This window comes from Nonomuraea sp. NPDC050691 (assembly GCF_040654455.1).
Classification (GTDB): Bacteria; Actinomycetota; Actinomycetes; order Streptosporangiales; family Streptosporangiaceae; genus Nonomuraea.
In genome coordinates, this window is sequence record NZ_JBFAIA010000047.1 from 24,062 (window position 1) to 49,032 (window position 24,971).

Genomic DNA, 24,971 nt, shown 5'->3' on the forward strand with positions numbered 1-24,971 from the left:
AGTGACGCATGTCACTCACTGTCATACTTTGATGCCGGATGTTTCGGCAAGACGACAACAGGTTCTAGGATCGCGGAGGCCTTTGATGGGTCGCATCTCCACGCTCGTCCTCATCGGGGTCGGTGCCTTCTTCATCGCCCTGGCGCCCCTCATGAAGTTCTGGGCGGCGGGGAAGATCATCTCCGCCCCGGCGAACCAGTGGGGGGTCACGCGACTGGAGGCCAAGGGCGCGCAGTACTTCTCCACCCAGGACCTCAAGGTGCTCACCGCCGACCTGGACGTCATCGTCACCACGCGCGGTGACGTGAAGGAGGCCAACTCCAGCCGGGTCGTCTGGGACGAGGCCACCATCGTCAACGACGTCACCAACCACCGGCCGCAGATCGTCATCAGCGACCGGCGCAGCGCCTTCGACAAGTACACCGGCGTGGGCCTGAACTGCTGCAACGTCAACATCGGCAAGACCCCGGTGACGCTGGAAGGGCAGATCTACAAGTTCCCCTTCGACACGGAGAAGAAGACCTACCGGGTGTTCAACTCCACGGCCGGCAAGGCGTTCGACGCGCAGTTCGTCCGCGAGGACACCGTCAACGGCCTGCCCGTCTACGTCTTCGAGCAGACCGTGCCGCCCACCAAGACCGAGACCCGCAGCGCCCCCGCCAACGTGCTCGGCATGACCGGCACCGCGATGGTGCAGGTGGACCGCTGGTACGACGGCAAGGTGACGTACTACATCGAGCCCACCACCGGCAGCCCGGTCCGGCAGGACCAGCAGCGCCACGAGGTGCTCAAGACCCAGGACGGCGTGGAGCGCTCGCCCGCCTTCGTCGCGGACGTCAAGATGACCGACCGCACCGTCAACGACCTGGTCGCGCAGGCCGAGGACGGCAAGTCGAAGATGAACCTGCTGCGCAACATCCTCCCGCTGGTGCTGCTGATCGTCGGCGTCGCCCTGGTGGGCGCCGGCGTCCTGCTCGGCCGCCGCTCCACGGAGGCGACCGCCTGAGATCGCCACCGCAGTCCGGAAAGGCCCGCGCCGCCGGCGCGGGCCTTTCGCGTTCCCGCGTCACGGCGCGTTACTAGAACGCGTTCCCTTTAGATGTTACTGGCCGGTACCGACCAAAGGTTCTAGAGTAGAACGCGTTGCAGTTGACCGTTAAGCGGTCGTATTGTCGGGCCATGCGGACACGTGTCACGGACATGTTCGGAATCGAGCTGCCCATCTTCGCGTTCAGCCACTGCCGGGACGTCGTCGCCGCGGTCAGCCGCGCCGGCGGGATGGGCGTCCTCGGCGCCCTCTACTTCACCCCCGAAGAGCTCGAGATGGAGCTCAAGTGGATCGACGACCACGTCGACGGCAAGCCGTACGGGGTGGACGTCGTCATGCCGGCCTCGTACGAGGGCGCGGACTTCCCGGCGGAGGAACTGGTCGGGCGGCTCCAGTCGATGATCCCCGAGGGGCATCGGGCCTTCGTCGAGAACCTGCTGGCCTCTCACGGCGTGCCGCCGCTGTCGGCCGACGCCGAGGCCGGCAAGGTCCTGCTCGGCTGGACCGACGCCACCGCCCGGCCGCAGGTCGAGGTCGCGCTGCGGCACCCGATCGCGCTGCTCGCCAACGCCCTCGGCCCGCCCCCGGCCGACGTGGTCGAGCTGGCCCACTCCCACGGCGTCAAGGTGGCGGCGCTCGCCTCGACCCCGCGCCACGCGCGCAAGCAGGTCGAGGTGGGCGTGGACGTGGTGGTCGCCCAGGGCACCGAGGCCGGCGGCCACACGGGTGAGATCACCACCATGGTGCTCATCCCGCAGGTCGTGGACGCGGTGGACGTGCCCGTGCTGGCTGCCGGGGGCATCGGCGACGGCCGTCAGATGGCCGCGGGCATGGCGCTGGGCGCCGAGGGCGTCTGGACGGGCTCGCTGTGGCTGACGGTCGAGGAGGCCGACACGCCGGAGATGGCCAAGCGGCGCATCCTGGAGGCCACCTCGCGCGACACGGTCCGCTCGCGGAGCTGGACGGGCAAGCCGGCCCGCCTGCTGAAGAACGAGTGGACCGACGCCTGGGAGTCGCAGGAGTCGCCGGGGACGCTGCCGATGCCGCTGCAGTTCATGCTGGTGTCGGACGCCCTGCGCCGGATCGGCCGCTCGGCCAACTCCGAGCTGGCGACCTTCCCGGCGGGCCAGGTCATCGGCCTCACCAACCAGGTCCGCTCCACCCGCGACGTCATGTACTCCCTGATGGAGCAGTACAGCGAGGCCCTGGAGCGCCTGGAGCGCATCACCGGCGACTGAGGGGTCCTACCGGCACCACCGTCACCAGCCCCTCGAGGCCGACGGAGTCATCGGTGTTGCGGGTGTAGAGCGGCAGCTCCCGGCTCGACGCGTCGCGGCCGGGGGCTGCCGCTCGGCCTCTCGTGGCACAGAGGGCTACGCAGTCACCTGCCCTCGTAGCGGGCCGGGCGCTTCTCCTTGAAGGCTCGGGTGCCCTCGCGGGCGTCGGCGGAGCCGATCACCGGCCAGCCCAGGTCGTCCGACACCTTCAGCGCCTCGGCCTCCGGCATGCCGAGCGTGTCCCGGTAGGTGCGCAGGATGGCCTGGACGGCCAGCGGCCCCGAGGCGGCGACGTCGGCCGCCACCTCCAGCGCCGTCGCCAGCGCCTGCCCGTCCGGCACCACCCGGTTGACCAGCCCCATCGCCAGCGCCTCCGCGGCCGTGACCGACCGGCCCGTGAGCAGGAGATCCATGGCGTGGCAGTACGGGATCTGGCGCGGCAGCCGCACGGCGCTGCCGCCCATGGGGAACAGCGCCCGCTTGGCCTCGAACAGCCCCAGCGTGGCCGACTCCGCGACGATCCGCAGGTCCGTCCCCACCAGCAGCTCGGTCCCGCCGGCCACCGCGTACCCCTCGACGGCGCACACGATCGGCTTGGTCGGCATGTCCGCGCGCAGCAGCCCCTTCCAGTGGAAGTCGGGGATGCGCGCGGCCCGCGCCTGCACGTCCGGGTCCGTGGACGGCGTGCCCATCGCCTTGAGGTCGGCGCCCGCGCAGAACGTGCCCTCGGCGCCGGTCAGGACCGCGACGCGGACCCCCGTCTCCTCCGACACGTACGCCCAGGCCGAGGCGAGGCCGACCAGCATGTCCGAGGACAGGGCGTTGCGGGCCTCGGGTCGGTTCATGGTGACGACCACGACGTGGCCGTCGCGTTCGACGCGGCAGTGGGGGGTGCTGATCGGAAGGAGCTCCACGGACGCCTCCGGATGCTGCGCTTGGTAGGCAGTGATCCTACCCCGGCGCGCGGCGCGCGAAAGATGCCGCCGTCATGCGATCAAGCGCTTGCTACGGTCTCTCCGGGCGGGTTACGCTGCCCAAGCAAACGAGAACAAGTTCTCGTTTCCGCCTGGCAGGCCGGAGTCCTGTGGCGATCCCCCGGTCACCCGGCGCCTCGACCACTGACGAGGAGTACCCATGGGCACGCTCGGATTCTGGAGGCTGGCGCAGGCGGATCCCGGCTGGATCGCCGCCGTGGACCCCGACGGCACGGAGCACCGAGCGGGCGACCTGCTCGCCCGCTCCAACCGCCTCGTCCACGGCCTGCGCGAGCTCGGCCTGCAACCGGGAGACGGCATCTGCGGCCTGGTGCCCAACGGCGCCGACGGTCTCGTCCTGTACCTGGCCGCCCTCCAAGCCGGGTGGTACTACACGCCCGTCAACTGGCACCTGACCGGCCCCGAGATCGCCTACATCGTGGCCGACAGCGAGGCCAAGGCGTTCTTCGTGCACCCCCGCTACGCCGCCGAGGGCACGCGGGGGGCCGAGGCCATCGCCCCCGAGCGCCGCTTCGCCCTGCCCGAAGGCGCGGACCTCCCCGGCTTCCGGCCGCTCACCGAACTGACCGGCGGGCAGCCGGACACCGCGCCGCCCGACCGCACGGCCGGGCTCACCATGCACTACACCTCCGGCACCACCGGCAAGCCGAAGGGCGTCCGGCGCCCGCTCAACGGCCTCGACCCCGACGACGCCGCCGAGATGATGACGTTCCTGCTCGGCCTGTTCGGCATCACGGCCGGCCGGCCGAACGCGCACCTCGTCACCTCGCCCAACTACCACACCGCCGTCACCCAGTTCGGCGGCACGGCCCTGCACATGGGCCACACGCTCGTCTACATGGACAAGTGGGACGCCGAGGAGACGCTGCGGCTGTGCGAGCGTCACCGGATCACCAACTCCCACATGGTCCCGACCCACTTCAAGCGGCTGCTCGCGCTGCCCGAGGAGACCAGGAACGCCTACGACCTGTCCTCGCTGAAGTGGATGATTCACGCCGCCGCGCCCTGCCCGGTGCCGGTGAAGCGGGCCATGTTCGAGTGGTGGGGCGACTGCATCTACGAGTACTACGCCGCCACCGAGGGCGGCGGCACCCTGGCCACCCCCGAGGGCTGGAAGTCGCACCCCGGCACCGTCGGCAAGGCGTGGCCCATCAGCGAGCTGCTCATCGTGGACGACGACGGCGAGCCTGTACCGACCGGCACCCCCGGCACGATCTACATGAAGATGATGGGCGCGAGGTTCGAGTACAAGGGCGACCCGGCCAAGACCGAGGAGAGCCGCCTCCAGGACCACTTCACCGTCGGCGACGTCGGCTACCTGGACGAGGACGGCTACCTCTACCTGTGCGACCGCAAGTCCGACATGATCATCTCCGGCGGGGCCAACATCTACCCGGCCGAGATCGAGAACGAGCTGATGACCCACCCCAAGGTGGCCGACGTGGCCGTCTTCGGCATCCCCGACGAGGAGTGGGGCGAGCAGATCAAGGCCGTCGTCGAGCCCGCGCCCGGGTCCGAGCCCGGGCCGGAGCTGGCCGCCGAGCTGCTCGCGTCACTGGAGGGGCGGCTGGCCCGGATGAAGTGGCCGAAGACGATCGACTTCATCGAGGAGATGCCGCGCGAGCCCAACGGCAAGCTCCTCAAGCGCAAGCTGCGCGCGCCGTACTGGGAGGGGCGCGAGCGCGCCATCTGACGAGAACCCGACAACAGAGCGGAGGGCGTGTGGAGACGAGCGAACCGCTGGTCGCCCGGCATGTGCTGGAGTTCCCCGGCGGGTACACGCGGAGCACGGGGCCGGTGATCGGGCGCTTCCTCACGGAGCTGCGCGCCGGCCGGATCGTCGGGGTCAGGACCGCCGAGGGGCGGGTCCTGGTGCCGCCCCTGGAGTACGACCCGGCGACCGGCGACGCCGTCACGGACGAGTACGTCGAGGTGGGCCCGGCCGGCACGGTGACGGCGTCGGCGTGGGTCGGGGAGCCCCGCCCCGAGCACCCGCTCGACCGGCCGTTCGCCTGGGCGCTGATCAGGCTGGACGGGGCCGACACGGCGCTCGTCCACGCCGTGGACGCCGGTGATCCCAAGGCGCTGCGGCCCGGCGCCCGCGTCTGGCCGGTGTGGCGGGAGCGGCGCGAGGGCGGGATCACCGACATCGCGTACTTCCGGCCCGAGGTGACGATGATCGTCTCGCCGGAGCGGCCGGAGTACCGCATCCAGGCCGGCGGCGCGCTGCGGACCTTCCTCGAAGGCGTCCGGCGCGGCGTCTTCGTCGGCGGCCGGTGCCCCACCTGCGCCAAGGTGTACGTGCCCTTCCGCGCCTCCTGCCCCGAGTGCGGCAGCCGCATCGCCGAGCAGGTCGAGCTGCCCGACACCGGCACGATCACCACGTTCGCCATCAACAACCTGCCCGACCCGCGGGCCCCCGAGGTGCCGTTCGTCTCGGCGTACATCCTGCTCGACGGCGCGGACATCCCCATGATCGCGCTCGTCGGCGGGGTGCCCGCGCACGAGGTGCGCCAGGGCATGCGCGTGCGCGCCGAGTGGGTCCCGGAGAGCGAGCGGACGCTGTCCATGGCGAACGTCCGGTGGTTCACCCCCACCGGCGAGGAAGACGCGGAGCTGACATGAGAGACGTGGCCATCGTCGCCTTCGCCCAGACCGAGCACACCGGCACGGACGCCGGCCTGTCGGAGCCCGAGCTGATCCTGCCGGTCATCGAGGAGGTCAAGGAGCGGACCGGCCTGCGCCGGTTCGGGTTCACCTGCTCGGGGAGCTGCGACTACCTCGCGGGCGCGCCGTTCTCGTTCGTCTCCGCTCTCGACGCGCTCGGCGCCTGGCCGCCGATCTCCGAGAGCCACGTCGAGATGGACGGCGCCTGGGCGCTGTACGAGGCGTGGGTGCGGCTCCAGCACGGCGACGTCGACACCGCCCTGGTGTACGGCTTCGGCAAGTCGTCGCTCGGCGACCTGCGCTCGATCATGACGCTCCAGCTCGACCCGTACTACCTGGCGCCCCTCGGGCTCGACCAGGTGTCCTTCGCCGCCCTCCAGGCCGCCGCCGTCCAGGCGGACCGGGCCGAGCTGGACGCGATCGTGCGGCGCAGCCGGGCCGCCGGGCGGGACAACCCGTACGCGCTGGACCTGCCGGACGAGCTGCCGGACGACGTCGCCGTCGAGCCGCTGAGGATCTCGGACGTCGCGCCCGTCACCGACGGCGCGGCCGCGGTGGTGCTCGCGGCCGGCGACGCCGTCGCGGACCTGTGCGCGCGTCCCGCCTACATCAGGGGCATCGCCCATCGCATCGATCCCCACTACCTGGGTATGCGTGATCTTGCCCGGTCGGCCTCCGCGGCCGATGCCGCACGAGCCGCGGGGGTCGGCAAGGGGCCCGTCGAGGTGGCCGAGCTGCACACCCAGTTCGCCCACGAGGAGATCGTCCTGCGCCGGGCGCTGGAGCTGCCCGCCGACACGGTGGTCAACCCGTCCGGCGGCCCGCTGGCCGCCAACCCCGTCATGGCCGCCGGCCTCATCCGCATCGGCGAGGCGGCCGGGCGCATCCACGACGGCACCGCGTCGCGCACGGTCGGCCACGCCGCCGGCGGCCCCTGCCTGCAGCACAACCTCGTCACGGTCCTGGAGGCATGACATGGGCAACCGCTGTGCGGTCATCGGCGTCGGGCAGACGCGCTACACGACCAAGCGCCGTGACGTGTCGATCGCCGGGCTGGTGCGCGAGGCCGCGCTCCGGGCGCTGGAGGACGCCGGCCTGACGTTCAAGGACATCGACGCCGTCGTCATCGGCAAGGCGCCCGACCTGTTCGAGGGCGTCATGATGCCCGAGGCGTACCTCGCCGACGCGCTCGGCGCGGCCGGCAAGCCGATGATGCGGGTCCACACCGCGGGCAGCGTCGGTGGCTCCACCGCACTGGTCGGCGCGAGCCTCGTGCAGGGCGGCGTGCACGACCGGGTGCTGGTCGTGGCCTTCGAGAAGCAGTCGGAGTCCAACGCCACCTGGGCCCTTTCCACGCACCTGCCGTTCAACGCCTCGCTGGTGGTCGGCGCGGGCGGCTACTTCGCCCCGCACATCAGGGAGTACATGCGCAGGACCGGCGCCCCGGACCACATCGGCACGCTCGTCGCGGTCAAGGACCGGCTCAACGCGCTGAAGAACCCGTACGCCCACCTCAAGATCCCCGGCATCGACCGGGCCATGGTCGAGTCGACGCCCATGCTGTGGGAGCCGATCCGCTACCTGGAGACCTGCCCGTCCAGTGACGGCGCCTGCGCGATGGTGCTGGCGTCGGAGTCGGCCGTCACCGGCACGCCCGCCTGGGTCCACGGCACCGCCATGCGCTCCGAGCCGATCTTCCGGGCCGGCCGCGACACCGTGAACCCGCAGGGCGGCAAGGACTGCGCCGCCGACGTCTACCGGCAGGCCGGCGTCACCGACCCGCGCCGGCAGATCGACGTGGCCGAGGTGTACGTGCCGTTCTCCTGGTACGAGCCGATGTGGCTGGAGAACCTCGGCTTCGCCGCCGAGGGCGAGGGCTGGAAACTCACCGAGTCGGGCGCCACCGCCCTCGACGGCGACACCCCGTGGAACGCCTCCGGCGGCGTGCTGTCCAGCAACCCGATCGGCGCCTCCGGGCTGATCCGCTTCGCAGAGGCCGCCCTCCAGGTGCGCGACATGGCCGGCGAGCACCAGGTCGACGGCGCGCGGCTGGCGCTCGGCCACGCCTACGGCGGCGGCGCCCAGTTCTTCGCGATGTGGATCGTCGGACGGGAGCGGCCCTGATGGAGTTCAACCACGCGGACCTGTTCGAGGGCGTCGCCGACGTCACGGGGGACCGGGTGGCCGTCGTCTGCGGCGGCGAGCGGCGCACCTACGCCGAGCTGGACGCCGAGGCCAACCGGCTGGCGCACTTCCTGCTGGAGCGCGGCATCGAGCCCGGCCAGCACGTGGGGCTGCACCTGTACAACAGCGTGGAGTACGTGGCCGGGCTGCTGGCCGCGCTGAAGATCCGGGCCGTGCCGATCAACGTCAACTACCGGTACGTCGAATCGGAGCTGCTCTATCTGTACCGCGACTCCGACATCCGGGCCCTGATCTACGACGTGGAGTTCGAGGCCCGGGTCGCGGCCGTGGCCAACGACGTGCCGACGCTGCGCCACCTCGTCGCCGTGGGCGGGAACTCGGCCCTGCCGGACGCCGTGCCCTACTGGATGGCGCTGGAGAGCGGCAAGGCGGAGCGCGGCTTCGCGCCGCGCTCCGGGCAGGACGTCTACATCATCTACACCGGCGGCACGACCGGCATGCCCAAGGGCGCCATGTGGCGGGTCGAGGACATGTTCATGGCGTTCGGCGGCGGCAACCCGTCCGGCGAGCCGCGCGCCACGCCGGAGGAGGTGGTGGAGGCGGCCGCCGCGGCGGGGCCGCTGGTCATGATGGCCGCGCCGCCGCTCATGCACGGGGCCGCGCAGATGGCCACGTTCATCGGCTTCTTCCTGGGCGCGACCCTGGTGTACGTGCGCCGGTTCGACGCCGCGGGCGTGTGGCGGGCGGTCGAGTGCGAGAAGGTGTTCAGCATGAACATCACCGGCGACGCGATGGCCCGCCCGCTCGCCGAGGAGCTGGCCCGCGGCGGCTACGACCTGTCGTCGCTCGGGCTGATCAGCTCCACCTCGGCCATCCTCAGCGGCTCCGTCCGCGACCGGCTCCAGGAGCTGCTGCCGAACGTGATGATCCTCGACAACTTCGGCTCGACCGAGTCCGGCTTCACCGCCTCCGGCGTGCCCGGCTCGACCCCGGAGAAGGGGCTGCGCTACCGGCCGAACGCCTCCGCCGGGATCGCGGTGCTCGACGAGCGGCTGCGGCCGGTGGAGCCCGGCTCCGGGCAGCTCGGCACCGTGGCCAAGGCGGGGCGGATCGCCTTCGGCTACTACAACGACCCGGACAAGACGGCCCGCACGTTCGTCACGGACGCCGGGGGGACGCGGTGGCTGCTCACGGGCGACCTCGCCACGGTGGACCCGGACGGCACGGTCAACGTGTTCGGCCGGGGCTCGCAGTGCGTCAACACCGGCGGGGAGAAGGTGTTCCCCGAGGAGGTGGAGGCCGTGCTCAAGGGGCATCCGGCGGTCTTCGACGCGGTGGTCACGGGGGTGCCCGACGAGCGGTGGGGGAGCAGGGTGGCGGCCGTGGTCGAGCCGCGTCCCGGCGTCCCGGTGACGGCCGCCGAGCTGGACGCGCACTGCCGGGAGCGGCTGTCGGGCTTCAAGGTGCCGCGCACGTACGCGTTCGTGGCCGAGATGGTCCGCTCCCCGGCGGGCAAGGCCGACTACCGGTGGGCGCGGGAGACCGCCGCCGCCGCCTCGTAGCTCTTTCCTACGCCCTGGTCACGCCTTCTCGCCGGTGAGGACGGCGGCCAGGCCGAGGTAGACGACGCCGGTGCCGACGTCGAGGCGACGCCGGGCCCGCGCCGAGCGCCGGATCCGGCCGGCCAGCGCGGACGACGCCAGCGCGTACGCGCCGTCGCTGAGCAGGCCCAGTGCGATCCACAGCGAGCCCAGCAGGAGGATCTGCGGCCCGATCGGCCCCGCGTGGCGATCGGTGAACTGCGGCAGGAACGCCAGGAAGAAGATCGCGGTCTTGGGGTTGAGCACGTTGACCACGAACCCCTCCCAGAACATGCGCCGCCGGCTGTGCGGCTCGGCCGCGGCACCCGCCCCGGTCTCCTCGTCCCGGGGCAGCAGCTTGCGCAGGCCCAGCCAGACCAGGTAGGCGACGCCCGCGTACTTGACCACGGTGAACGCCGTGGCGGAGGCGGCCAGCAGCGCGCTGACGCCGAGCGCGGCGGCGGCCACGTGGACCAGCGAGCCCGCGTGCACGCCGAGGACCGACACCAGGCCGGCCGAGCGGCCCTGGGACACGCTGCGCGTCACGATGAACAGGACCGCCGGCCCCGGCACCAGGAGCAGGGCAAGGGTGGCGGCGCAGAACACGGCGAGCGTCGCGATATCGGGCATAAGACCATCGTAGGAACCCGGTCAACGCCTTTTCCGTCTGATCACAGGGAGAAGGGGGTCTGCGTGGGACGAAGGACGCCGATGCTCGTCGGCCTGCTCGGTGTCGGCCTCGCCGCCCTGGGGGTGTGGCTCTATGTCGGCCGGTGCGACAACTACAGGTACTTCCCGTTCGAGGTGGTCGCGTACGTCATGGGTGCGGGCCTCATCGGAGGTGCCCTCATCCTCCGCTACCGGCCCGCAGTGGGCTTCTCGGTCCTGATCGTCGTCCTCGTCGCCGCGCTGGCCTTCCTCGGCGCGGTCCTGGCGTTCTTCGCCTCCTTCGCCCGCTGCTTCGAGTTCTGAGGTCAGAGGCTCGATCTCAGGGCCTTCAGCAGGGCCTCGGTGGCGGGCGGGTGGGGCGGCTCGCCGTACACGGCGGCGTAGACGTGCCGGGTCGAGCCGGGGATCTCGGACACGGCGACGTCAGGGTGGCGGTGGGCGCGCAGGGCGAGACCCGGCAGCACGGTCACGCCCATGCCGGCGGCGACGAGCGCCTGGACGGCCACGATGTCGTCGCTGGTGAACGACAGGCGCGGCTCGAAGCCGGCCTTGGCGCAGAGGTCGAGCAGGTGGCTGCGGCACCGGTCGCAACCGGCGATCCAGTCGGCGTCCGCGTACGCGGTCAGGTCGCCGGGCTCACCGGGGGCGACCAGCATGCTCGGGTCGTCGAGCAGGTGGATCATGGTGACCTCGGCCTCCTCGGGCGCGGTGTCGTCGTAGCGGAAGACGACCGCCACGTCGACGCGCCCGGCGCGCAGCAGCCTGAGCGCCTCGGGCGGCTCGGTCTCGGTCAGGCGCAGCTCAAGGCCGGGGTGGTCGCGGGCCAGCCGGGTCACGGCCGCCGGGACGAACGTGCCGAGCGCCGACGGGAACGCCGCCAGCCGCACCCGGCCGGAGCGCAGGCCGACGTGCGCGGCCAGCTCGTCGGCCGTGGCGTCGAGCCGGGCGAGGATGTCGGCAGCCCGGGCGGCGAGCAGCCGGCCCGTCTCGGTCAGCCGGATGCCCCGGCCCGCCCGCTGCACGAGCCGGGCGCCCGTCTCCGCCTCCAGACGGGCGAGGTGGTGGCTGACCGAGGGCTGGGAGTAGTGCAGCTCCCGGGCCGCCGCCGTCACGGATCCCTTGCGGGCCACGGCGTCGAGGACGCGCAGCCGTACGACGTCCAACATCCATCAATCATATCTATGGGTGATGCAGAAGACTTCTGTTGGACCTATCGGTGCTGGTGTAGCACCGTAGAAGGGGAAGGCAGGTTATCTGCATTCCCTAGGGGGATACCATGGAAATGTCGACCATCACCGCACGGCCCGGCCTGAGCGGCCTGGTCACCGGCATCGGCCGCATCACCGCGCGCGGCCTCGGCCTGCGCGCCACCGCCCACGAGGTCGCGGCACTGCTGCGCGGCAACCTGCCCGGCGCCGACATCCTGACGCCCGAGGAGCGCGCCGGCGCGCCCGGCGGCTACGTCTCCCACGTCCTCCACGCCCAGGAGGACTTCTCCATCACGGCCGTGGTCTGGCAGCCCGACGCCGAGACCGTCGTCCACGACCACGTCTCCTGGTGCGCGTTCGGCGTCATCAGCGGCAACGAGCACGAGACGCTCTACCGCGACATGGGCGACCACCTCGTCGAAATCGGCCGCGCCGACAATCGGCCCGGCGACGTCAGCGGCTTCGCGCCGCCCGGCGACATCCACCGCGTCCGCAACACCAGCGGCGAGGTGGGGGTCTCGATCCACGTGTACGGGGCCGACATCGGCAGGCTCGGCAGCAGCATCCGCCGCGCCTACGACCTGCCGATCCGCTGACGGCCCCGGCGGTCAGCCGAGGTAACCGGCCAGCCGCTCCGCGAGCTCGGCCGGACGTGCGAGCATGGGGCAGTGGCCGCCGGGGATCTCGTCGGGCGTGACGCCGAGCCGCTCGCGGACGACCTCCCGCATGAACGCGGGCGTGAAGAACCGGTCGTCCCGGCAGAGCAGGAACCGCGTCGGCACGTCGGGCCAGCTCCGCAGCGGCCAGGGCTCGGCGTCGGCCGTGCCCGAGTGCTCGCGGGCGTGGGCCATCGCGTCGGCCGCCAGGTCGGGCGGCACGTCGTGCAGGAAGACGTCCACCTCGTCGCCGTCGCCCGCCGGACGCCAGCCGGTGTTGGCCCACCAGTCGGCCGGCCGCTCGCCCGGGGCCGGGATCATGGCCGTCACCAGCACCAGCAGCTCGGCCCGTACGCGATCGCAGACCAGGGGCGCCACGAAACCGCCCCAGGAGTGGCCGACGACGACCAGGCCGGGCCGGTCGCCGACCGCCTTCACCACCGTGTCGGCGTAGTCGCCGAGCCCGGCGGACTCGTCCTCGACCGGGAGGTCCACCGCCACCGCGTCGTGGCCCCTGCGGCGCAGCTCCGGCACGACCAGCCGCCAGTCGCGGGCGCTTCCGCCCCCGCCGTGGATCAGTGCGAACGTCGCCATGCCTCTCCTCCTCCTGGACGGTCCCGGTCCTACAGACCGGCCGGGGCGCGGGAACTCATCGCGTCACCTCACTCGCCGGTGGCCCCGTCGATGCGTTCGCGCAGCAGGTCGGCGTGGCCGTTGTGGCGGGCGTACTCCTCGATCATGTGGACGAGGATCCAGCGGTGGGAGTACGCCTCGCCGTGGCGCAGCCGCTTGCCCAGGGCGTCGAGGGGCAGGCCCGCCGACACCTTCCGCGCGTGCTCCACCTCGGCCCGCCAGACCGCGAACGCCTCCTCGGGAGAAGCGTCGTCGACGTCGTCGAAGTCGGCGTCGCGGTTCGTCTCCTTGCCCCACAGGTACGGCACGTCCTCGTCGGCCAGCACGTGACGGAACCAGGCCCGCTCCACGTGCGCCAGGTGCCGCACCAGCCCGAGCAGGGACATGCCGGACGGCGGCACGGCGCGCAGCCGCAACTGCTCACCGGTCAGCTCGGCGCACTTGAGCGCCAGGGTGTCGCGCTGCCAGTCGAGGAAGGTGGTCAGGGTGTCGCGTTCGTCGGCGGCCAGCGGGGGATCGATACGGTCGTCGTTCATGTGTCGCACGGTACCCGCCACGATCGCGAACCTCGCACTCGGTCAAGCACCCCACTCGCTCAGGAAGCCCACTCGCTCAGGAAGCCCACTCGCTCAGGAAGCCCACTCGGTCAGAACGCGAGGGGCTCGTCGGCGAGGAACGGGGGAGCGGGGTCGTACTGGAGGGAGCGGCGGGCCTCGTTCGACCGGCTCGACCAGAGCTGGTCCGGTGCTCCGGCTCCTGGCCTGCCCCAGGGGCAAATCTCACGAGGTCACGGGTCTCGGCAAGGTGACGGCGTGGCGGACGATCTCGGCGTGTCCCGTGCCCAGCGTCCGTCCGGAGCGCAGGTCGCCCTTCTTATCGCGTACCTCCACCACGACCCGCTCGTCCCCGCCCTCCGACCGCTCGCGGCGGGCCGCGGCGCTGCCTCCCGGCGGGACCGTGACCTCCGCGAGCAGCTCCGCCTCGATGTCGCGGTCCGCGTACGGGCGGGCGAAGTCGGCCGGGCTCCGGCCCTCGCGGTCGCGGCGCGCGGGGTCCGCCCCGTGGTCGAGCAGCGTCCTGACCACGGCCGTCGCCCCGCGCTGGGCGGCGTGGGACAGCGCGGTGCGGCCGATCACGTCCTCCACGTCGGGCGTGGCGCCCCTTGCGAGCAGGGCGCGCACGACGGCGAGGTGCTCGTTCGAGGCGGCCCAGTGCAGCGCGGTCATCCCGGTGAGCGCGACGTCCTCCCGCCGGTCGGGGTCCGCGCGGCCGTCGAGCAGGGCGCCGACCGCATCGAGGTGCCCCCAGGCCGCGGCGGCGCACAGCGGCAGCCCCTCGTCGTCGGCCCCGCCTTCGCGGTCGGGGTCGGCGCCGGCCGCCAGCAGCAGGCGGACGATCTCCGCACGGCCCTGCACGGCGGCCCGGTAGAGGGCGGTGGTGCCGTATTCGTCCGGCTCGTCGGGGCGCGCACCGCCGGCGAGCAGCCGCCGCACCTCCTCGGCCTCGCCGTGTCCCGCCGCCGAAACCAGCTCGTCTCCGCTCATGCGGTCCAGTCTGGTACGAGGCCGCCGCCATGATCCACCGGTTAACCGGGGCCCGGCTAGACAGCTATCCGGCCACCGCGCTCCGGCTCCCACCCGGCCCGGAAGGCGGGTGGTGACCTCTCCCTGAGCTCCGCCCGTGCCCGAAGGCGGCCTGTCTCTGTCGCCGGGGCCGATACCGTGTCGGCGGGGGGCCTGCCTTCCACACCCGCACCCCGCGCCGTCGAAGTGCAGGTGAGGTGGGTGTTCGTCGTGGCCTACCTGAGCGAACGCCCAGGCGCGCACAGGCTGTTGTCGTCGTTCCCGTGGCCCGGCCCACGCCGGACCGGGTGAGCTAGTGTGATCCGTGTGAGCCCGCCCGAGGTGGACACCGGCCAATTATCGCGCCTGGCTGCCCGTGCCCGGTCAGCCGTACTGGCCGGAAGAGCGGGCGGACGCCCCGCCCCGCTCGTCGAGGTGGCCGGTCTGCTGCTCGTGATCCTGACCTTCTCGCGGCTGCACGCCGCCGCCGGGAAGGGCGTGGCGGCGGCCGCCACCGCTCACGCACATACCCTGCAGTCCGTCGAGCGCGCCCTCCACCTGGACATCGAGCTGGGGGCGAACCGGTGGCTGACCGGCCATCCGGCCCTGATCATGCCGGCGGTGTACTACTACCGCCTGTACTACGTCGTGATCGTCGGTGTGCTGGTGTGGGTCTACGTCCGGCATGCCGAGTCCTACGCCAAGGTCCGCTGGACCCTCGTCGTGATGGGCCTCCTCGTCCTGCCCGTCTTCTGGGCGCTGCCCATGTCGCCCCCGCGGCTCGCCCTGCCGGGCATCACCGACATCATCGCCGAGTACGACATCCTGGGCAGGGGCCATGCCACACGAGACGTCAACAGCGGCCTGAACCTGTTCTCCGCGATGCCCAGCATGCACGTGGGATGGTCACTGTGGTGCGGGTACGCCGGGTGGCTCGCTCTGCGGGGCTCACACCCGCGACTGGCGTTGCTGCCGTGGGCGTTCCCCCTGGGGATGGCGGCGGTCGTGCTCGTCACGGGGAACCACTACGTGCTCGACATCGCCGGCAGCGTCGCGTTGGTCGGCGTCTCCATCGCCGTGGTCACAGCCGGGGGTCGCCTCGCCGGACGCCGGCGATCAGCCGCGGGGAGATCGCGAGAACCCGCGCCCCGTCACCCTGCGGGTGACCAGGATGCTCATCGGGGATGAGAACGAAAGTCCCGCCTTGCTGGAGCCGTATCGGCTGACCTGCCGTGATGTCGTCCTGGCCCAGACTCGGGGAACGCGGGGCCTTGTGGGGGTGTGAAGGGGTGTGGGGGGCACCGAGCCCCCCACCAAGCGCTGCCGCGCAGCGACCCCCTGGGGCGAAGACCGTTGGCTGCTGAAAAAGGTCAGACGCCCAGAGCCGACGGGGCGCCCAGCTCGTGCAGGAAGAGTGCCTCCGCCGTGGCGACCCGGCGCAGTTCCTCCAGGTCCACCCGCTCGTTCGGCGCGTGCACCGCCGCCTCCTCGTCCTCCGCGCCGAACAGCAGGATCTCCGCCGCCGGGTACTGCCGCAGCAGCGTGTTGACCAGCGGGATGGAGCCGCCGGCGCCGACGTCGCGCGGCGGGCGGCCGAAGGCGCGCTCCATGGCCCGGTTGAGGGCCGAGCGGGCCTTGCCGCCGGAGTCGGCCTGGAAGCCGGACCCCACGGTGAAGTCCCCGAACGACACCTGCGCGCCCCACGGCGCCACCTGGCGCAGGAACTCGACGACGGCGTTGACCGTGGTCTTCGGGTCGCCGGCCGGAGGGATGCGGACGGTGACGCGGGCCCGGGCCACCGGCTGGACGGCGTTGATGGCCCCGGAGACCGTGGGCACGTCGAGGCCGGTCACAGTGATGGCGTACGACGCCCACAGCCGGTCGGCGAGCGAGCCGGAGCCGACGAGCGAGACGCCGTCGACCACCCCGGCCGTCCGCCGGAACTCCTCCTCCGACGGCCCCTGGCCGAGGAACGTGCCACGCGGCAGGCCGGGGACGCGGACGTCGCCGTTGTCGTCGTGCAGCGAGGTGACCATGCGCATGAGCGCGGCGAGCGCGTCGGGGGCGGCGCCGCCGAACTGGCCGCTGTGCACGGACTCGCGCAGCGTGCGGACCTCCATGGTGAACGCCGCCATGCCGCGCAGCGAGGTGGTGACGGACGGGTCGCCGACGCGCGGGTTGCCGGTGTCGGCGACGACGATGGCGTCGGCCCGCAGCAGGTCGGGGTTGCGGTCGACGAACGCTTCGAGGCGCTCGCCCGCGTACTCCTCCTGGCCCTCGACGATGACCTTCACGCCGACGGGGAAACGGCCCTGGAAGGCGCGCAGGGCGAGGACGTGCGAGATGACGCCGGACTTGTCGTCGGCGGTGCCCCGGCCGTAGAGCTGCCCGTCGATCAGCGTGGGCTCGAACGGCGGGGTGCGCCAGGCGGCGGGGTCACCGGCGGGCTGCACGTCGTAGTGCGCGTACAGCAGGACCGTGGGCGCGCCGGGAGGGGCGGGCGCCTCGCCGTACACGGCGGGGAAGCTGCCCTCGACGGGGATCTGCTGGACGTGCGGCAGCCCGACCGAGCGCAGCAGGTCCGCGGTCATGGCGGCCGCCGCGTACACGGGCTCCTCGGGGTGCCCGGGGAAGGCGACGGACGGGATGGCGGCGAGCCGTCTGAGCTCCTCGACGCCCTGCGGCATCGCGGCGGCGACGGCTTTCTCTATCTGGTCAGGAGTCACGGGACGATCCCCCGGGGTGGTTTCGATAGTCAACGTCTCATTGGATCACAGACGCTCCCACAACGCAGGAAACGAGCACGACCCGCGCGCAAATCTACTGCGGATTTCGTAGCGGTTACACAGCGGTTCTGCGGATCTCGGTTTTCTTGCAGAGTGTTGCGACGCTTTCGCTTGGCAAACCGCAGGTGAACATGCAGACTGTGGGGAGATCAGACGCAAGGGAAGATAGCCATGACGCAGCCGGAAAACGACATCCTCAAGGCCGCGCACGACAACCTGTGGTTGCACTTCACCAGGCACAGCGCCTATCAGCAGGCCGAGATCCCGACGATCGTCCGGGGCGAGGGCTCGTACATCTACGACATCCACGGCAAGCGCTACCTCGACGGGCTGGCGGGACTCTTCGTCGTCCAGGCCGGCCACGGCCGCAGCGAGCTGGCCGAGGCCGCCGCCAAGCAGGCCCAGGAGCTGGCCTTCTTCCCGCTGTGGTCCTACGCCCACCCGAAGGCCGCCGAGCTGGCCGAGCGGCTGGCCGCCATGGCGCCCGGCGACCTCAACCGGGTGTTCTTCACCACCGGCGGCGGCGAGGCCGTCGAGACCGCGTGGAAGCTCGCCAAGCAGTACTACAAGCTCACCGGCAAGCCGCTCAAGCACAAGGTCATCAGCCGCCAGATCGCCTACCACGGCACCCCCCAGGGCGCCCTGTCGATCACCGGCATCCCGGCGTTCAAGCAGATGTTCGAGCCGCTCGTCCCCGGCTCCGTCCGCGTGCCCAACACCAACCACTACCGCGCCGACGAGATCACCGGCGTCAAGGGCATGACGCCCGAGGAGTACGGCATCTGGGCGGCCGACCGCGTGGCCCGCGCCATCGAGATGGAGGGCCCGGACACGGTCGCGGCCGTCTTCGCCGAGCCGGTGCAGAACGCGGGCGGCTGCTTCCCGCCCCCGCCCGGCTACTGGCAGCGCCTGCGCGAGATCTGCGACGAGTACGACGTGCTGCTCGTCTCCGACGAGGTCATCTGCGCCTTCGGCCGCCTCGGCACGATGTTCGGCGGCGACAAGTTCGACTACGTGCCCGACATCATCACCTGCGCCAAGGGCATGACCTCCGGCTACTCGCCGATCGGCGCCATGATCGCCCACGAGCGGCTGTTCGAGCCGTTCAAGGACGGCGACAACATGTTCGCCCACGGCTACACCTTCGGCGGCCACCCCGTCTCGGCGGCCGTGGCGCTGGCCAACCTCGACATCTTCGAGCGTGAGGACCTGCTCGGCCACGTCACCCGCAACGAGCCGCTGTTCCAGGCGACGCTCGACGGCCTCCGGGACCTGCCGATCGTCGGCGACGTGCGCGGCTCCGGCTACTTCTGGGGCATCGAGCTGGTCAAGGACAAGGTCACGAAGGAGACGTTCACGGCCGACGAGTCGGAGCGGCTGCTGCGCGGCTTCCTGTCGAAGGCGCTGTTCGACGCGGGCCTCTACTGCCGTGCCGACGACCGGGGCGACCCGGTCATCCAGCTCGCGCCCCCGCTCATCGCGGGGCCGCGGGAGTTCGAGGAGATCGGGTCGATCCTCCGGTCCGTCCTCACCGAAGCGTGGTCTCGCCTCTAACACCTCCCCTCCGGCACGGTGCGCGCCGTGCCGGAGCATGTCCCGAAAGGATTCCGCGATGAAGATCGGCGTGCCTGCCGAGGTCAAGAACCATGAATACCGGGTAGCTGCCACGCCCGCGGGCGTGCACGAGCTGGTGCGCAACGGCCACGAGGTGACCGTCCAGCGCGGCGCGGGCCTCGGCTCGCACATCCCGGACGAGGAGTACCTCGCTGCGGGCGCGAAGATGCTCGACGGCGCCGACGAGGTCTGGGCCCAGGCCGACATGGTGCTCAAGGTCAAGGAGCCGATCGCCGAGGAGTACCACCGGCTGCGCGAGGGGCTGGTGTTGTTCACGTACCTGCACCTGGCGGCGTCGCGGCCGTGCACCGACGCGCTGCTGTCGGCGGGGACGACCGGCATCGCGTACGAGACGGTCCAGGTCGGCAACGCGCTGCCGCTGCTCGCGCCGATGTCGGAGGTGGCCGGGCGGCTGGCCCCGCAGGTCGGCGCGTACAACCTGATGCGCTTCAACGGCGGGCGCGGCGTCCTGCCGGGCGGCGTGCCCGGCGTGGCGCCCGCCAAGGTGGTCGTCATCGGCGGCGGCGTCTCCGGTCTGAACGCCGCGCAGATCGCCGTCGGCATGGGCGCCGACGTCACCGTGCTCGACACGAACGTCGACCGCCTGCGCTTCATCGACGCCATCTACCAGGGCCGCCTCAAGACCCTCGTGTCCACCTCGTACGCGATCGAGCAGGAGGTGCTGCAGGCCGACCTGGTCATCGGCGCCGTCCTCATCCCCGGCGCGAAGGCGCCGACGCTCGTCTCGAACGACCTGGTCTCGCGCATGAAGCCGGGCTCGGTGCTCGTGGACATCGCCATCGACCAGGGCGGCTGCTTCGAGGACTCCCGCCCGACCACGCACGCCGAGCCCACCTACCGGGTGCACGAGTCGGTGTTCTACTGCGTGGCCAACATGCCGGGCTCGGTGGCCAACACCTCCACGTACGCGCTGACGAACGCCACGCTGCCGTACGCGGTGAAGCTGGCCAACCTCGGCTGGCGCGACGCCCTGGCCAAGGACCCGGCCCTGGCGGCCGGTCTCAACACGCACGACGGGGCGCTCACCAACGCGCCGGTCGCCGAGGCGCTGGCGCTGCCGTACACGCCGGTGGCCGACATCCTGGCGGCCTGACCACACGCCGACATCCTGGCGGCCTGACCACACGCCGACGTCCTGGTGGCCTGACACCCCTGGGGGACCGCCTCGGGGCCGGTCAGCGGACGCCGAGGCGGCGCCGCAGGTCGCGGGCGGTCTCCAGGACGTGCTCGACCTCGCCCTGGCTCGGCCAGGGCGAGCTGCCGGGCCGTAGCAGTGTGCCCCGCACCGAGGCGAAGTGCTCGATCGCGCTCGCGTGCATGCCGCTGCGCTCCACCAGCCAGCGCACGACGCCGCTGTGGTCGCGCAGCGGCCTGGTCACCAGGTCCCATGTGCCGAGCAGCTCCGACAGCTCGGGTACGGCCAGCGGCACGCCGCCCCGGCGGCCGGTCGCGGCGGCGGCCAGCTCGGCCCGTGCGGCCAGCTCCGGCTCGGTGACCCGGTCCCAGCCGGGCGGCGGCGGGTCGGACAGCCACCGCTGCGCCTCGGCGTACTCCCCGGCCGACGTCAGCAGCCCGCCCAGCTCCACGGCCGCGTGGTGGTGCCCGGCCTGCGCCGCCACCCGCAGCCAGTGGCGGCCGGAGGCGAGGTCGCCGTACTCGGCGATGAGCAGCAGCGCGAAGCCGTAGGCCGAGCCAGGGTCGCCCGCGGCGGCCGCCCGGCCGAACCAGTGTCCGGCCCCCGCCGGGTCGCCCAGCTCCACGCACACGTATCCGGCCATCCGCTGGTCGGCCGGCCGGCCCGCGTTCGCGGCCCGTTCGTACCAGGCCCGCGCGGTGCGCACGTCGCCGCGCGACAGCGCGATGCCGCCGAGCTTGGACGCCGCGCCCGCATGCTCGCTGGTGGCGGCCAGCCGGTAGTACGCCTCGGCGCCCTCGGGGTCGCGGCCGGCCTGGAGGAGCAGCCCCAGCTGGTACGCGGAGTCGGCGTGGCCGCCCCGGGTGGCGTGCTCCCAGCAGCGCGCGGCCTCGCCCTCGTCGCCGGCCGCGTACGCGAGGAAGCCCAGGTCGTGGGCGGAGGCGTGGTCGCCCTCGCCGGCCGCCCTGCGGTGCCACTGCCGCGCGGCGGGCAGCTCGCCCGCGTCCTCGCAGATGAGCGCCAGCCGGCGGGCCGCGGTCCGGGACCCGGAGCGAGCCGCCCGCTCGAACCAGGCGCGCGCGGACCCGAGGTCGCCGCGCTGCTCCAGCAGCAGGGTGGCGAGGTTGACCGCGGCCTCGACGTCGCCCAGGCCGGCCGCCCGCTCGTACCAGGCCACGGCCTCCTCCAGGCTGCCGTGCTTCTCGTGCCAGACGCCCAGGTTGTAGGCGCTGTCGACGTTGCCGGCCGCCGCGGCGCGCTCCCACCAGTGCCGGGCGGCCGAGCGGTCGCCGCGCCGGGCGCAGAGCTTGCCGAGCCGGTGCGCGGCCCGCGGGTCGCCCGCCTGCGCGGCCAGCACCAGCTCCGGCTCGTCGCCGACCCGGGGGGCCGGAACGGCCGGTGCCGCCACCTCACCTTGCCACCACGCCATGCGCACAGGGTGGCATGTGACCGAGCCGATGCGGAACGTAATCGCCGGAGGCTAGGAGAAGTTGTTGACTTCCTCCCCACGTTGGAGCCGGGGGATCGCGACCCTTGCGAGTCAGGTTTCCTGCTTCCCGGCCGGTGTCGTCCATCTGCTCGCGGAGTCCGGCCGATCCTGATGTGGCTGAGCGGTACATCGTCGTGACATGAGTACGGCCATAGCCGATCGTCGTGCGGCGCCGCGCCGAGTTTCCTCCCGGAAGTGAGTCCCGTGGGCCTCTGTGTTCAGCGGAACGTGATGAAGCCGGTGTACATGCCCATCGCGCAGACGTAGCGCAGGGTTCCGCGGGGCTGGGGCGGCAGCCGCACGGTGGCGGGCAGGGGCACGTCGCGGCCGTCGACGGTGACGGTACGGGTGCAGCCGCCGGGGTCGGCGAGCCTGAAGACGATCTCGACCGGGACGCCGGCGGGGGCCGTCACGAGCCCGGGACGGTAGCCGTCGCGCGTCGCCCACACCGTGACCGGTCCGCGGGCGGGCGGCTCCTCGCCGGTGACCGCCTCGGCCGGTGGCGTGCCGCCGCCGGGCAGCCAGCCGCCCAGGTTGAGCCCCGAGCCGGTGGTCCACAGCCCGGCGGCCAGCGCCACGACTCCGGCCAGCCGGGCCACGCGGCTGCGCGAGACGCGCCGCAGGACGTACCCCAGCAGCGCGAACGCGGGCGCGCTGCCCGTCACGAACCCCGCCATGACCGCCGCCCCGCCGACGGCCGAGGCGCTGGTGACCGCGGCCATCTCCACGCCGAGCGTCACGCCGCACGGGACGAGCACGGTGGCCGCGCCGAGCGTGCCGGCCAGCGTGAGCGGGCGCCTCCGGGCGAGCCACCCCCGCCCCCGGCCGAGACCCTCCCGGGCCCCGCTGAGCCGGGACGTGCCGTACGGGGCGCAGGCGGGCCGGGGGCCGCGCAGCAGCCGTACGGCGAACACGACGACGGCGCACCCCGCGCCCACGAGCAGGGCCGCGCGGACGGCCGGCGGCGGCTGCACGGCCGCGCCCAGCCAGCCGAGCAGCGCGCCGAGGACCGTGTGGGCCGTGAACCGGCCGAGCAGGAACCACCCGACGACGAGCCGCGCCGCCACGACCGGCCCGCCTTCATCCGCCCTGTCCGGATCCGCCACAGCAGGTCCCCGCCCGCCGGCCCCGTCCGGACCGGCGTCCGCTTGGCCGCCGGCGGGGCGGCCAGGTCCGGGCCCCGGTGAGCGGCGGTCCGTCAGGCCCACGAGGAGCCCGCCCTGGACCGCCGTGCAGGACGCGGTGCCGGCGACGAGTCCGGCCGCGAGCCCGGTCACGAGCAGAGCGGCCGCCTGCATCCTCGCCCCCACTCTCGCCGACGCCCTCGCGGCGCACTACCGGCAACCTAACGTGGCCTCCCGGACGCGGCCAGTGATACTTATGTCTCTCCGTCGTCCCCGGCCTTGGCCCTTCGGCGGCGGGGGAGGCGCACGGTGAGCAGCTTGGCCCGCGGCGCGACCCGCTCGGCCAGCGCGAACAGCGCCTCCGTGCGCGACCGGTCGGCGTCGAGGTGGGTGAAGAGGTTGACGCCCAGGTAGAACGTGATCGCCGCGTACGCGAGGTCGCGCGGCGGCAGCAGTTTGGCCAGCGGCGACCCGCCGATGACCCGGTCGAGGTTGCGCTCGACGAACGCGATCCACGGCTCCGACCGCTTGATGATCTCCTCGCGCAGCTCGGGCCGGGCGATGCCGGCGCCCACCAGCTCCGAGAACACCGTGATGTGGCCGCCGTCCAGGTCGGCCCGGTAGATCTCGGTGGCGACCGCGACCAGGTCCTCCAGGGTGCGGGCATCGGCCACGGCGGCCTCGTAGGCGGCCATCCGCTCCTCGGAGGAGCGGTCGAGCGCCGCGAGCAGCAGCGGGTCGACGCCGCCGAAGTGGTAGAAGACCAGCGCCGAGTTGACGCCGGCGGCCTTGGCGATGGTGCGGGCGCTGGTGCCGGCGTAGCCCTCCGTGCGCAGCGTCTCCGCGGCGGCCTCGATGAGCCGCTCCCGGGTCTCCGCCCCTGCCTGCTTCGTCATGGGCCTTCCCTCTTGCCGGTTCCGTGCGCCTCATCATACGGTTTAATCAGTTGATTAAACCGATCGCTCAAGGAGTCACTCTATGTCCGCGGAGCCGGATCCCCGACATCAGCGCAGGTCGCGGCGGCTGCTGGCCGTGGTGCTGGCGGCGCTGTTCGCCGCGTTGCTCGCCTACCGGGTGCTGCACGCGGGCCACCTGGAGCAGACGGCGGTGTTCTACGTGGGCATCCCCGCCGTCATCGCGATCACGGTGGCGCTCGCCGCGCGGCCGAAGAGCGCGATCGGCCTGACCATGGCGGTCGTCACCGTCGGGCTGGCGCTGTCCGGGCCGCTGCTGGGGGAGGGGATCGTCTGTCTGGTGTTCGCGGCGCCGCTGTTCTACCTGGTGGCGCTCATCGTGGGCGTGATCATCGAGTTGGCCCGCGGAAAGGGCGCCGGGACCAACCTGGTGGTGGCGCCGCTGCTGCTGGCCCTGATCAGCGAGGGCGCCACGGGGGCCACCTCGCTGCCCAGGGAGAACGTGGTCAGCGCCACCCGGCCCACCGGCGGTGCGGACGTCGAGGCGGCGCTGGCGGCCGTGCCGGTGTTCCCGCGGGTGGAGTCGGCGTTCCTGCGCCTCGGCTTCCCGCGGCCGCTCACGTCCGAGGGCGAGGGGCTCCAGGTGGGGGCGACCCGGCGGATCTCTTTCACGCCGCGCCGCTCGCTCGGCATCGGGGCCACCCCGGAGCCGCGCTCGATGACGCTGCGGGTCAAGGAGCGCGGGCCGGGCGTGGTGGTGTTCGACGTGGTGGCCGACACGACGCTGGCGCGGTGGCTGGAACTGGAGGAGGCCCGGTTCACGTGGACGCGCTCGGACCTGACCGTGTCGCTGCGCTACCGGCGCACGTTCGACCCGGCCTGGTACTTTGGCCCGCTCCAGACGTACGGGCTGGGCGAGGCCGCCGGCTACCTGGCCGAGACGTTCACCCGAGCCGGCACGTCCGCCCGAGCCGGCACGTCCGCCCGAGCCGGCACGTCCGCCCGAGCGGGAACGTCCGCCCGAGCGGGAACGTCCGCCCGAGCGGGAACGTCCGTACGAGCCGCCGGGACGTTCGCGCGATGAGCGCGGCGCTGGTCAGGGCGGTGGCGGTGATGGGCCCGCTCCTCGCCGTGGCGGCGATCGTCGCCGTGCGGCGGCCGGAGGAGCCGCGGATCGCCGCCGCCCTCCTCGCCACCGGCTGGAACGCGCTCACGCTGAGCGGCGTCAACGCCCTGGCCCTCCACCTCGGCTGGTGGAGCTTCCACGCGGAGGGGGCCGTGGCGCTGGGCGTGCCGGTCGACCTGCTGCTCGGGTGGGCGGTGCTGTGGGGCGCCGTGCCGGCCCTGGCGGCCCCCGGGGCGCCCGTGCCGCTCACGGCCGCCGCGCTGGTCTGGCTGGACCTGGCGCTGATGCCGGCGGCCCGGCCGGTGCTGGTGCTCGGCCCGGA

23 protein-coding genes and 1 pseudogene are annotated in these 24,971 nt (G+C 72.7%); 14 read left to right on the forward strand and 10 right to left on the reverse strand.

Annotation, left to right across the window (positions count from 1 at the left end; all coding sequences use genetic code 11):
- Nucleotides 1–85: 85 nt before the first annotated feature.
- Both AB0H81_RS19305 and AB0H81_RS19310 read left to right on the forward strand, forming a co-directional pair.
- Complete coding sequence (locus AB0H81_RS19305; protein ID WP_358376090.1) at nucleotides 86–1,006, forward strand: DUF3068 domain-containing protein; 921 nt, start codon at nucleotides 86–88, stop codon at nucleotides 1,004–1,006.
- 173 nt (nucleotides 1,007–1,179) lie between these two features.
- The gene (locus tag AB0H81_RS19310; RefSeq protein ID WP_358376092.1) at nucleotides 1,180–2,286 is read left to right on the forward strand and encodes a nitronate monooxygenase family protein; all 1,107 of its coding nucleotides are present in this window, start codon (nucleotides 1,180–1,182) and stop codon (nucleotides 2,284–2,286) included.
- Between the two features lie 143 nt (nucleotides 2,287–2,429).
- On the opposite strand, the gene AB0H81_RS19315 is transcribed toward AB0H81_RS19310, so the two are convergent.
- The gene (locus tag AB0H81_RS19315; RefSeq protein ID WP_358376093.1) at nucleotides 2,430–3,239 is read right to left on the reverse strand and encodes a crotonase/enoyl-CoA hydratase family protein; all 810 of its coding nucleotides are present in this window, start codon (nucleotides 3,237–3,239) and stop codon (nucleotides 2,430–2,432) included.
- Nucleotides 3,240–3,459: 220 nt separating this feature from the next.
- On the opposite strand from AB0H81_RS19315, the gene AB0H81_RS19320 reads away from it, so the two are divergent.
- From AB0H81_RS19320 to AB0H81_RS19340, 5 genes are read left to right on the forward strand one after another with little or no spacing between them, the layout of a single operon-like run.
- A complete protein-coding gene (locus tag AB0H81_RS19320) occupies nucleotides 3,460–5,013 on the forward strand; it encodes an acyl-CoA synthetase (protein WP_358376095.1) in 1,554 nt (517 codons plus the stop codon).
- 29 nt (nucleotides 5,014–5,042) lie between these two features.
- The gene (locus tag AB0H81_RS19325; RefSeq protein ID WP_358376097.1) at nucleotides 5,043–5,945 is read left to right on the forward strand and encodes an OB-fold domain-containing protein; all 903 of its coding nucleotides are present in this window, start codon (nucleotides 5,043–5,045) and stop codon (nucleotides 5,943–5,945) included.
- Nucleotides 5,942–6,961: a lipid-transfer protein gene (locus AB0H81_RS19330; RefSeq protein WP_358376099.1), complete on the forward strand. Its 1,020-nt coding sequence runs from the start codon at nucleotides 5,942–5,944 to the stop codon at nucleotides 6,959–6,961. The genes AB0H81_RS19325 and AB0H81_RS19330 overlap by 4 nt, the downstream gene beginning before the upstream one ends.
- Before the next feature lies 1 nt (nucleotide 6,962).
- On the forward strand, nucleotides 6,963–8,111 hold the full coding sequence (locus AB0H81_RS19335; protein WP_358376101.1) for a thiolase domain-containing protein: 1,149 nt from the start codon (nucleotides 6,963–6,965) through the stop codon (nucleotides 8,109–8,111).
- On the forward strand, nucleotides 8,111–9,694 hold the full coding sequence (locus AB0H81_RS19340; protein WP_358376102.1) for an acyl-CoA synthetase: 1,584 nt from the start codon (nucleotides 8,111–8,113) through the stop codon (nucleotides 9,692–9,694). Before AB0H81_RS19335 ends, AB0H81_RS19340 begins: the two co-directional genes overlap by 1 nt.
- Nucleotides 9,695–9,712: 18 nt before the next feature.
- Here the strand turns inward: AB0H81_RS19340 and AB0H81_RS19345 are convergent, their stop codons facing one another.
- Entirely contained in the window at nucleotides 9,713–10,342 is a 630-nt protein-coding gene (locus tag AB0H81_RS19345; protein ID WP_358376104.1) for a LysE family translocator, read from the reverse strand.
- A gap of 63 nt (nucleotides 10,343–10,405) precedes the next feature.
- Here AB0H81_RS19345 and AB0H81_RS19350 point away from each other — a divergent pair, with 63 nt between their 5' ends.
- Nucleotides 10,406–10,684: a hypothetical protein gene (locus tag AB0H81_RS19350; RefSeq protein WP_358376106.1), complete on the forward strand. Its 279-nt coding sequence runs from the start codon at nucleotides 10,406–10,408 to the stop codon at nucleotides 10,682–10,684.
- A gap of 2 nt (nucleotides 10,685–10,686) precedes the next feature.
- Here the strand turns inward: AB0H81_RS19350 and AB0H81_RS19355 are convergent, their stop codons facing one another.
- Nucleotides 10,687–11,547 (reverse strand): LysR family transcriptional regulator, encoded by an 861-nt coding sequence (locus tag AB0H81_RS19355; protein ID WP_358376108.1) that lies wholly within the window; start codon nucleotides 11,545–11,547, stop codon nucleotides 10,687–10,689.
- 110 nt (nucleotides 11,548–11,657) lie between these two features.
- Here AB0H81_RS19355 and AB0H81_RS19360 point away from each other — a divergent pair, with 110 nt between their 5' ends.
- On the forward strand, nucleotides 11,658–12,185 hold the full coding sequence (locus AB0H81_RS19360) for a cysteine dioxygenase family protein (RefSeq protein WP_358376110.1): 528 nt from the start codon (nucleotides 11,658–11,660) through the stop codon (nucleotides 12,183–12,185).
- 12 nt (nucleotides 12,186–12,197) lie between these two features.
- On the opposite strand, the gene AB0H81_RS19365 is transcribed toward AB0H81_RS19360, so the two are convergent.
- From AB0H81_RS19365 to AB0H81_RS19375, 3 genes are all read right to left on the reverse strand, one after another.
- Nucleotides 12,198–12,839: an alpha/beta hydrolase gene (locus AB0H81_RS19365; protein ID WP_358376111.1), complete on the reverse strand. Its 642-nt coding sequence runs from the start codon at nucleotides 12,837–12,839 to the stop codon at nucleotides 12,198–12,200.
- Nucleotides 12,840–12,907: 68 nt separating this feature from the next.
- Nucleotides 12,908–13,414: a DinB family protein gene (locus AB0H81_RS19370; RefSeq protein WP_358376113.1), complete on the reverse strand. Its 507-nt coding sequence runs from the start codon at nucleotides 13,412–13,414 to the stop codon at nucleotides 12,908–12,910.
- Nucleotides 13,415–13,657: 243 nt separating this feature from the next.
- Nucleotides 13,658–14,422: an ankyrin repeat domain-containing protein gene (locus AB0H81_RS19375; RefSeq protein ID WP_358376115.1), complete on the reverse strand. Its 765-nt coding sequence runs from the start codon at nucleotides 14,420–14,422 to the stop codon at nucleotides 13,658–13,660.
- Between the two features lie 345 nt (nucleotides 14,423–14,767).
- Here AB0H81_RS19375 and AB0H81_RS19380 point away from each other — a divergent pair, with 345 nt between their 5' ends.
- On the forward strand, nucleotides 14,768–15,628 hold the full coding sequence (locus tag AB0H81_RS19380; protein ID WP_358376116.1) for a phosphatase PAP2 family protein: 861 nt from the start codon (nucleotides 14,768–14,770) through the stop codon (nucleotides 15,626–15,628).
- A gap of 182 nt (nucleotides 15,629–15,810) precedes the next feature.
- On the opposite strand, the gene AB0H81_RS19385 is transcribed toward AB0H81_RS19380, so the two are convergent.
- Entirely contained in the window at nucleotides 15,811–17,166 is a 1,356-nt protein-coding gene (locus tag AB0H81_RS19385; RefSeq protein ID WP_358376117.1) for a dipeptidase, read from the reverse strand.
- A 231-nt stretch (nucleotides 17,167–17,397) separates the two neighbouring features.
- On the opposite strand from AB0H81_RS19385, the gene AB0H81_RS19390 reads away from it, so the two are divergent.
- Both AB0H81_RS19390 and ald read left to right on the forward strand, forming a co-directional pair.
- Nucleotides 17,398–18,780 (forward strand): aspartate aminotransferase family protein, encoded by a 1,383-nt coding sequence (locus tag AB0H81_RS19390; protein WP_358376119.1) that lies wholly within the window; start codon nucleotides 17,398–17,400, stop codon nucleotides 18,778–18,780.
- Nucleotides 18,781–18,838: 58 nt separating this feature from the next.
- On the forward strand, nucleotides 18,839–19,954 hold the full coding sequence (gene ald, locus AB0H81_RS19395) for an alanine dehydrogenase (RefSeq protein WP_358376120.1): 1,116 nt from the start codon (nucleotides 18,839–18,841) through the stop codon (nucleotides 19,952–19,954).
- An 82-nt stretch (nucleotides 19,955–20,036) separates the two neighbouring features.
- Here the strand turns inward: ald and AB0H81_RS19400 are convergent, their stop codons facing one another.
- The 3 genes from AB0H81_RS19400 to AB0H81_RS19410 all read right to left on the reverse strand — a co-directional run bounded on the left by AB0H81_RS19400 (nucleotide 20,037) and on the right by AB0H81_RS19410 (nucleotide 23,505).
- The gene (locus AB0H81_RS19400) at nucleotides 20,037–21,425 is read right to left on the reverse strand and encodes a tetratricopeptide repeat protein (RefSeq protein ID WP_358376122.1); all 1,389 of its coding nucleotides are present in this window, start codon (nucleotides 21,423–21,425) and stop codon (nucleotides 20,037–20,039) included.
- 278 nt (nucleotides 21,426–21,703) lie between these two features.
- Nucleotides 21,704–22,783 (reverse strand): sulfite exporter TauE/SafE family protein, encoded by a 1,080-nt coding sequence (locus AB0H81_RS19405; protein WP_358376124.1) that lies wholly within the window; start codon nucleotides 22,781–22,783, stop codon nucleotides 21,704–21,706.
- A gap of 80 nt (nucleotides 22,784–22,863) precedes the next feature.
- Nucleotides 22,864–23,505 (reverse strand): TetR family transcriptional regulator, encoded by a 642-nt coding sequence (locus tag AB0H81_RS19410; RefSeq protein WP_358376126.1) that lies wholly within the window; start codon nucleotides 23,503–23,505, stop codon nucleotides 22,864–22,866.
- Between the two features lie 82 nt (nucleotides 23,506–23,587).
- On the opposite strand from AB0H81_RS19410, the gene AB0H81_RS19415 reads away from it, so the two are divergent.
- Together AB0H81_RS19415 and AB0H81_RS19420 are read left to right on the forward strand one after the other, a co-directional pair.
- Nucleotides 23,588–24,607: a hypothetical protein gene (locus AB0H81_RS19415; RefSeq protein ID WP_358376128.1), complete on the forward strand. Its 1,020-nt coding sequence runs from the start codon at nucleotides 23,588–23,590 to the stop codon at nucleotides 24,605–24,607.
- Nucleotides 24,604–24,971: pseudogene (locus AB0H81_RS19420) on the forward strand (isoprenylcysteine carboxylmethyltransferase family protein); the annotation flags it as partial. The gene AB0H81_RS19415 and the pseudogene AB0H81_RS19420, both read left to right, overlap by 4 nt.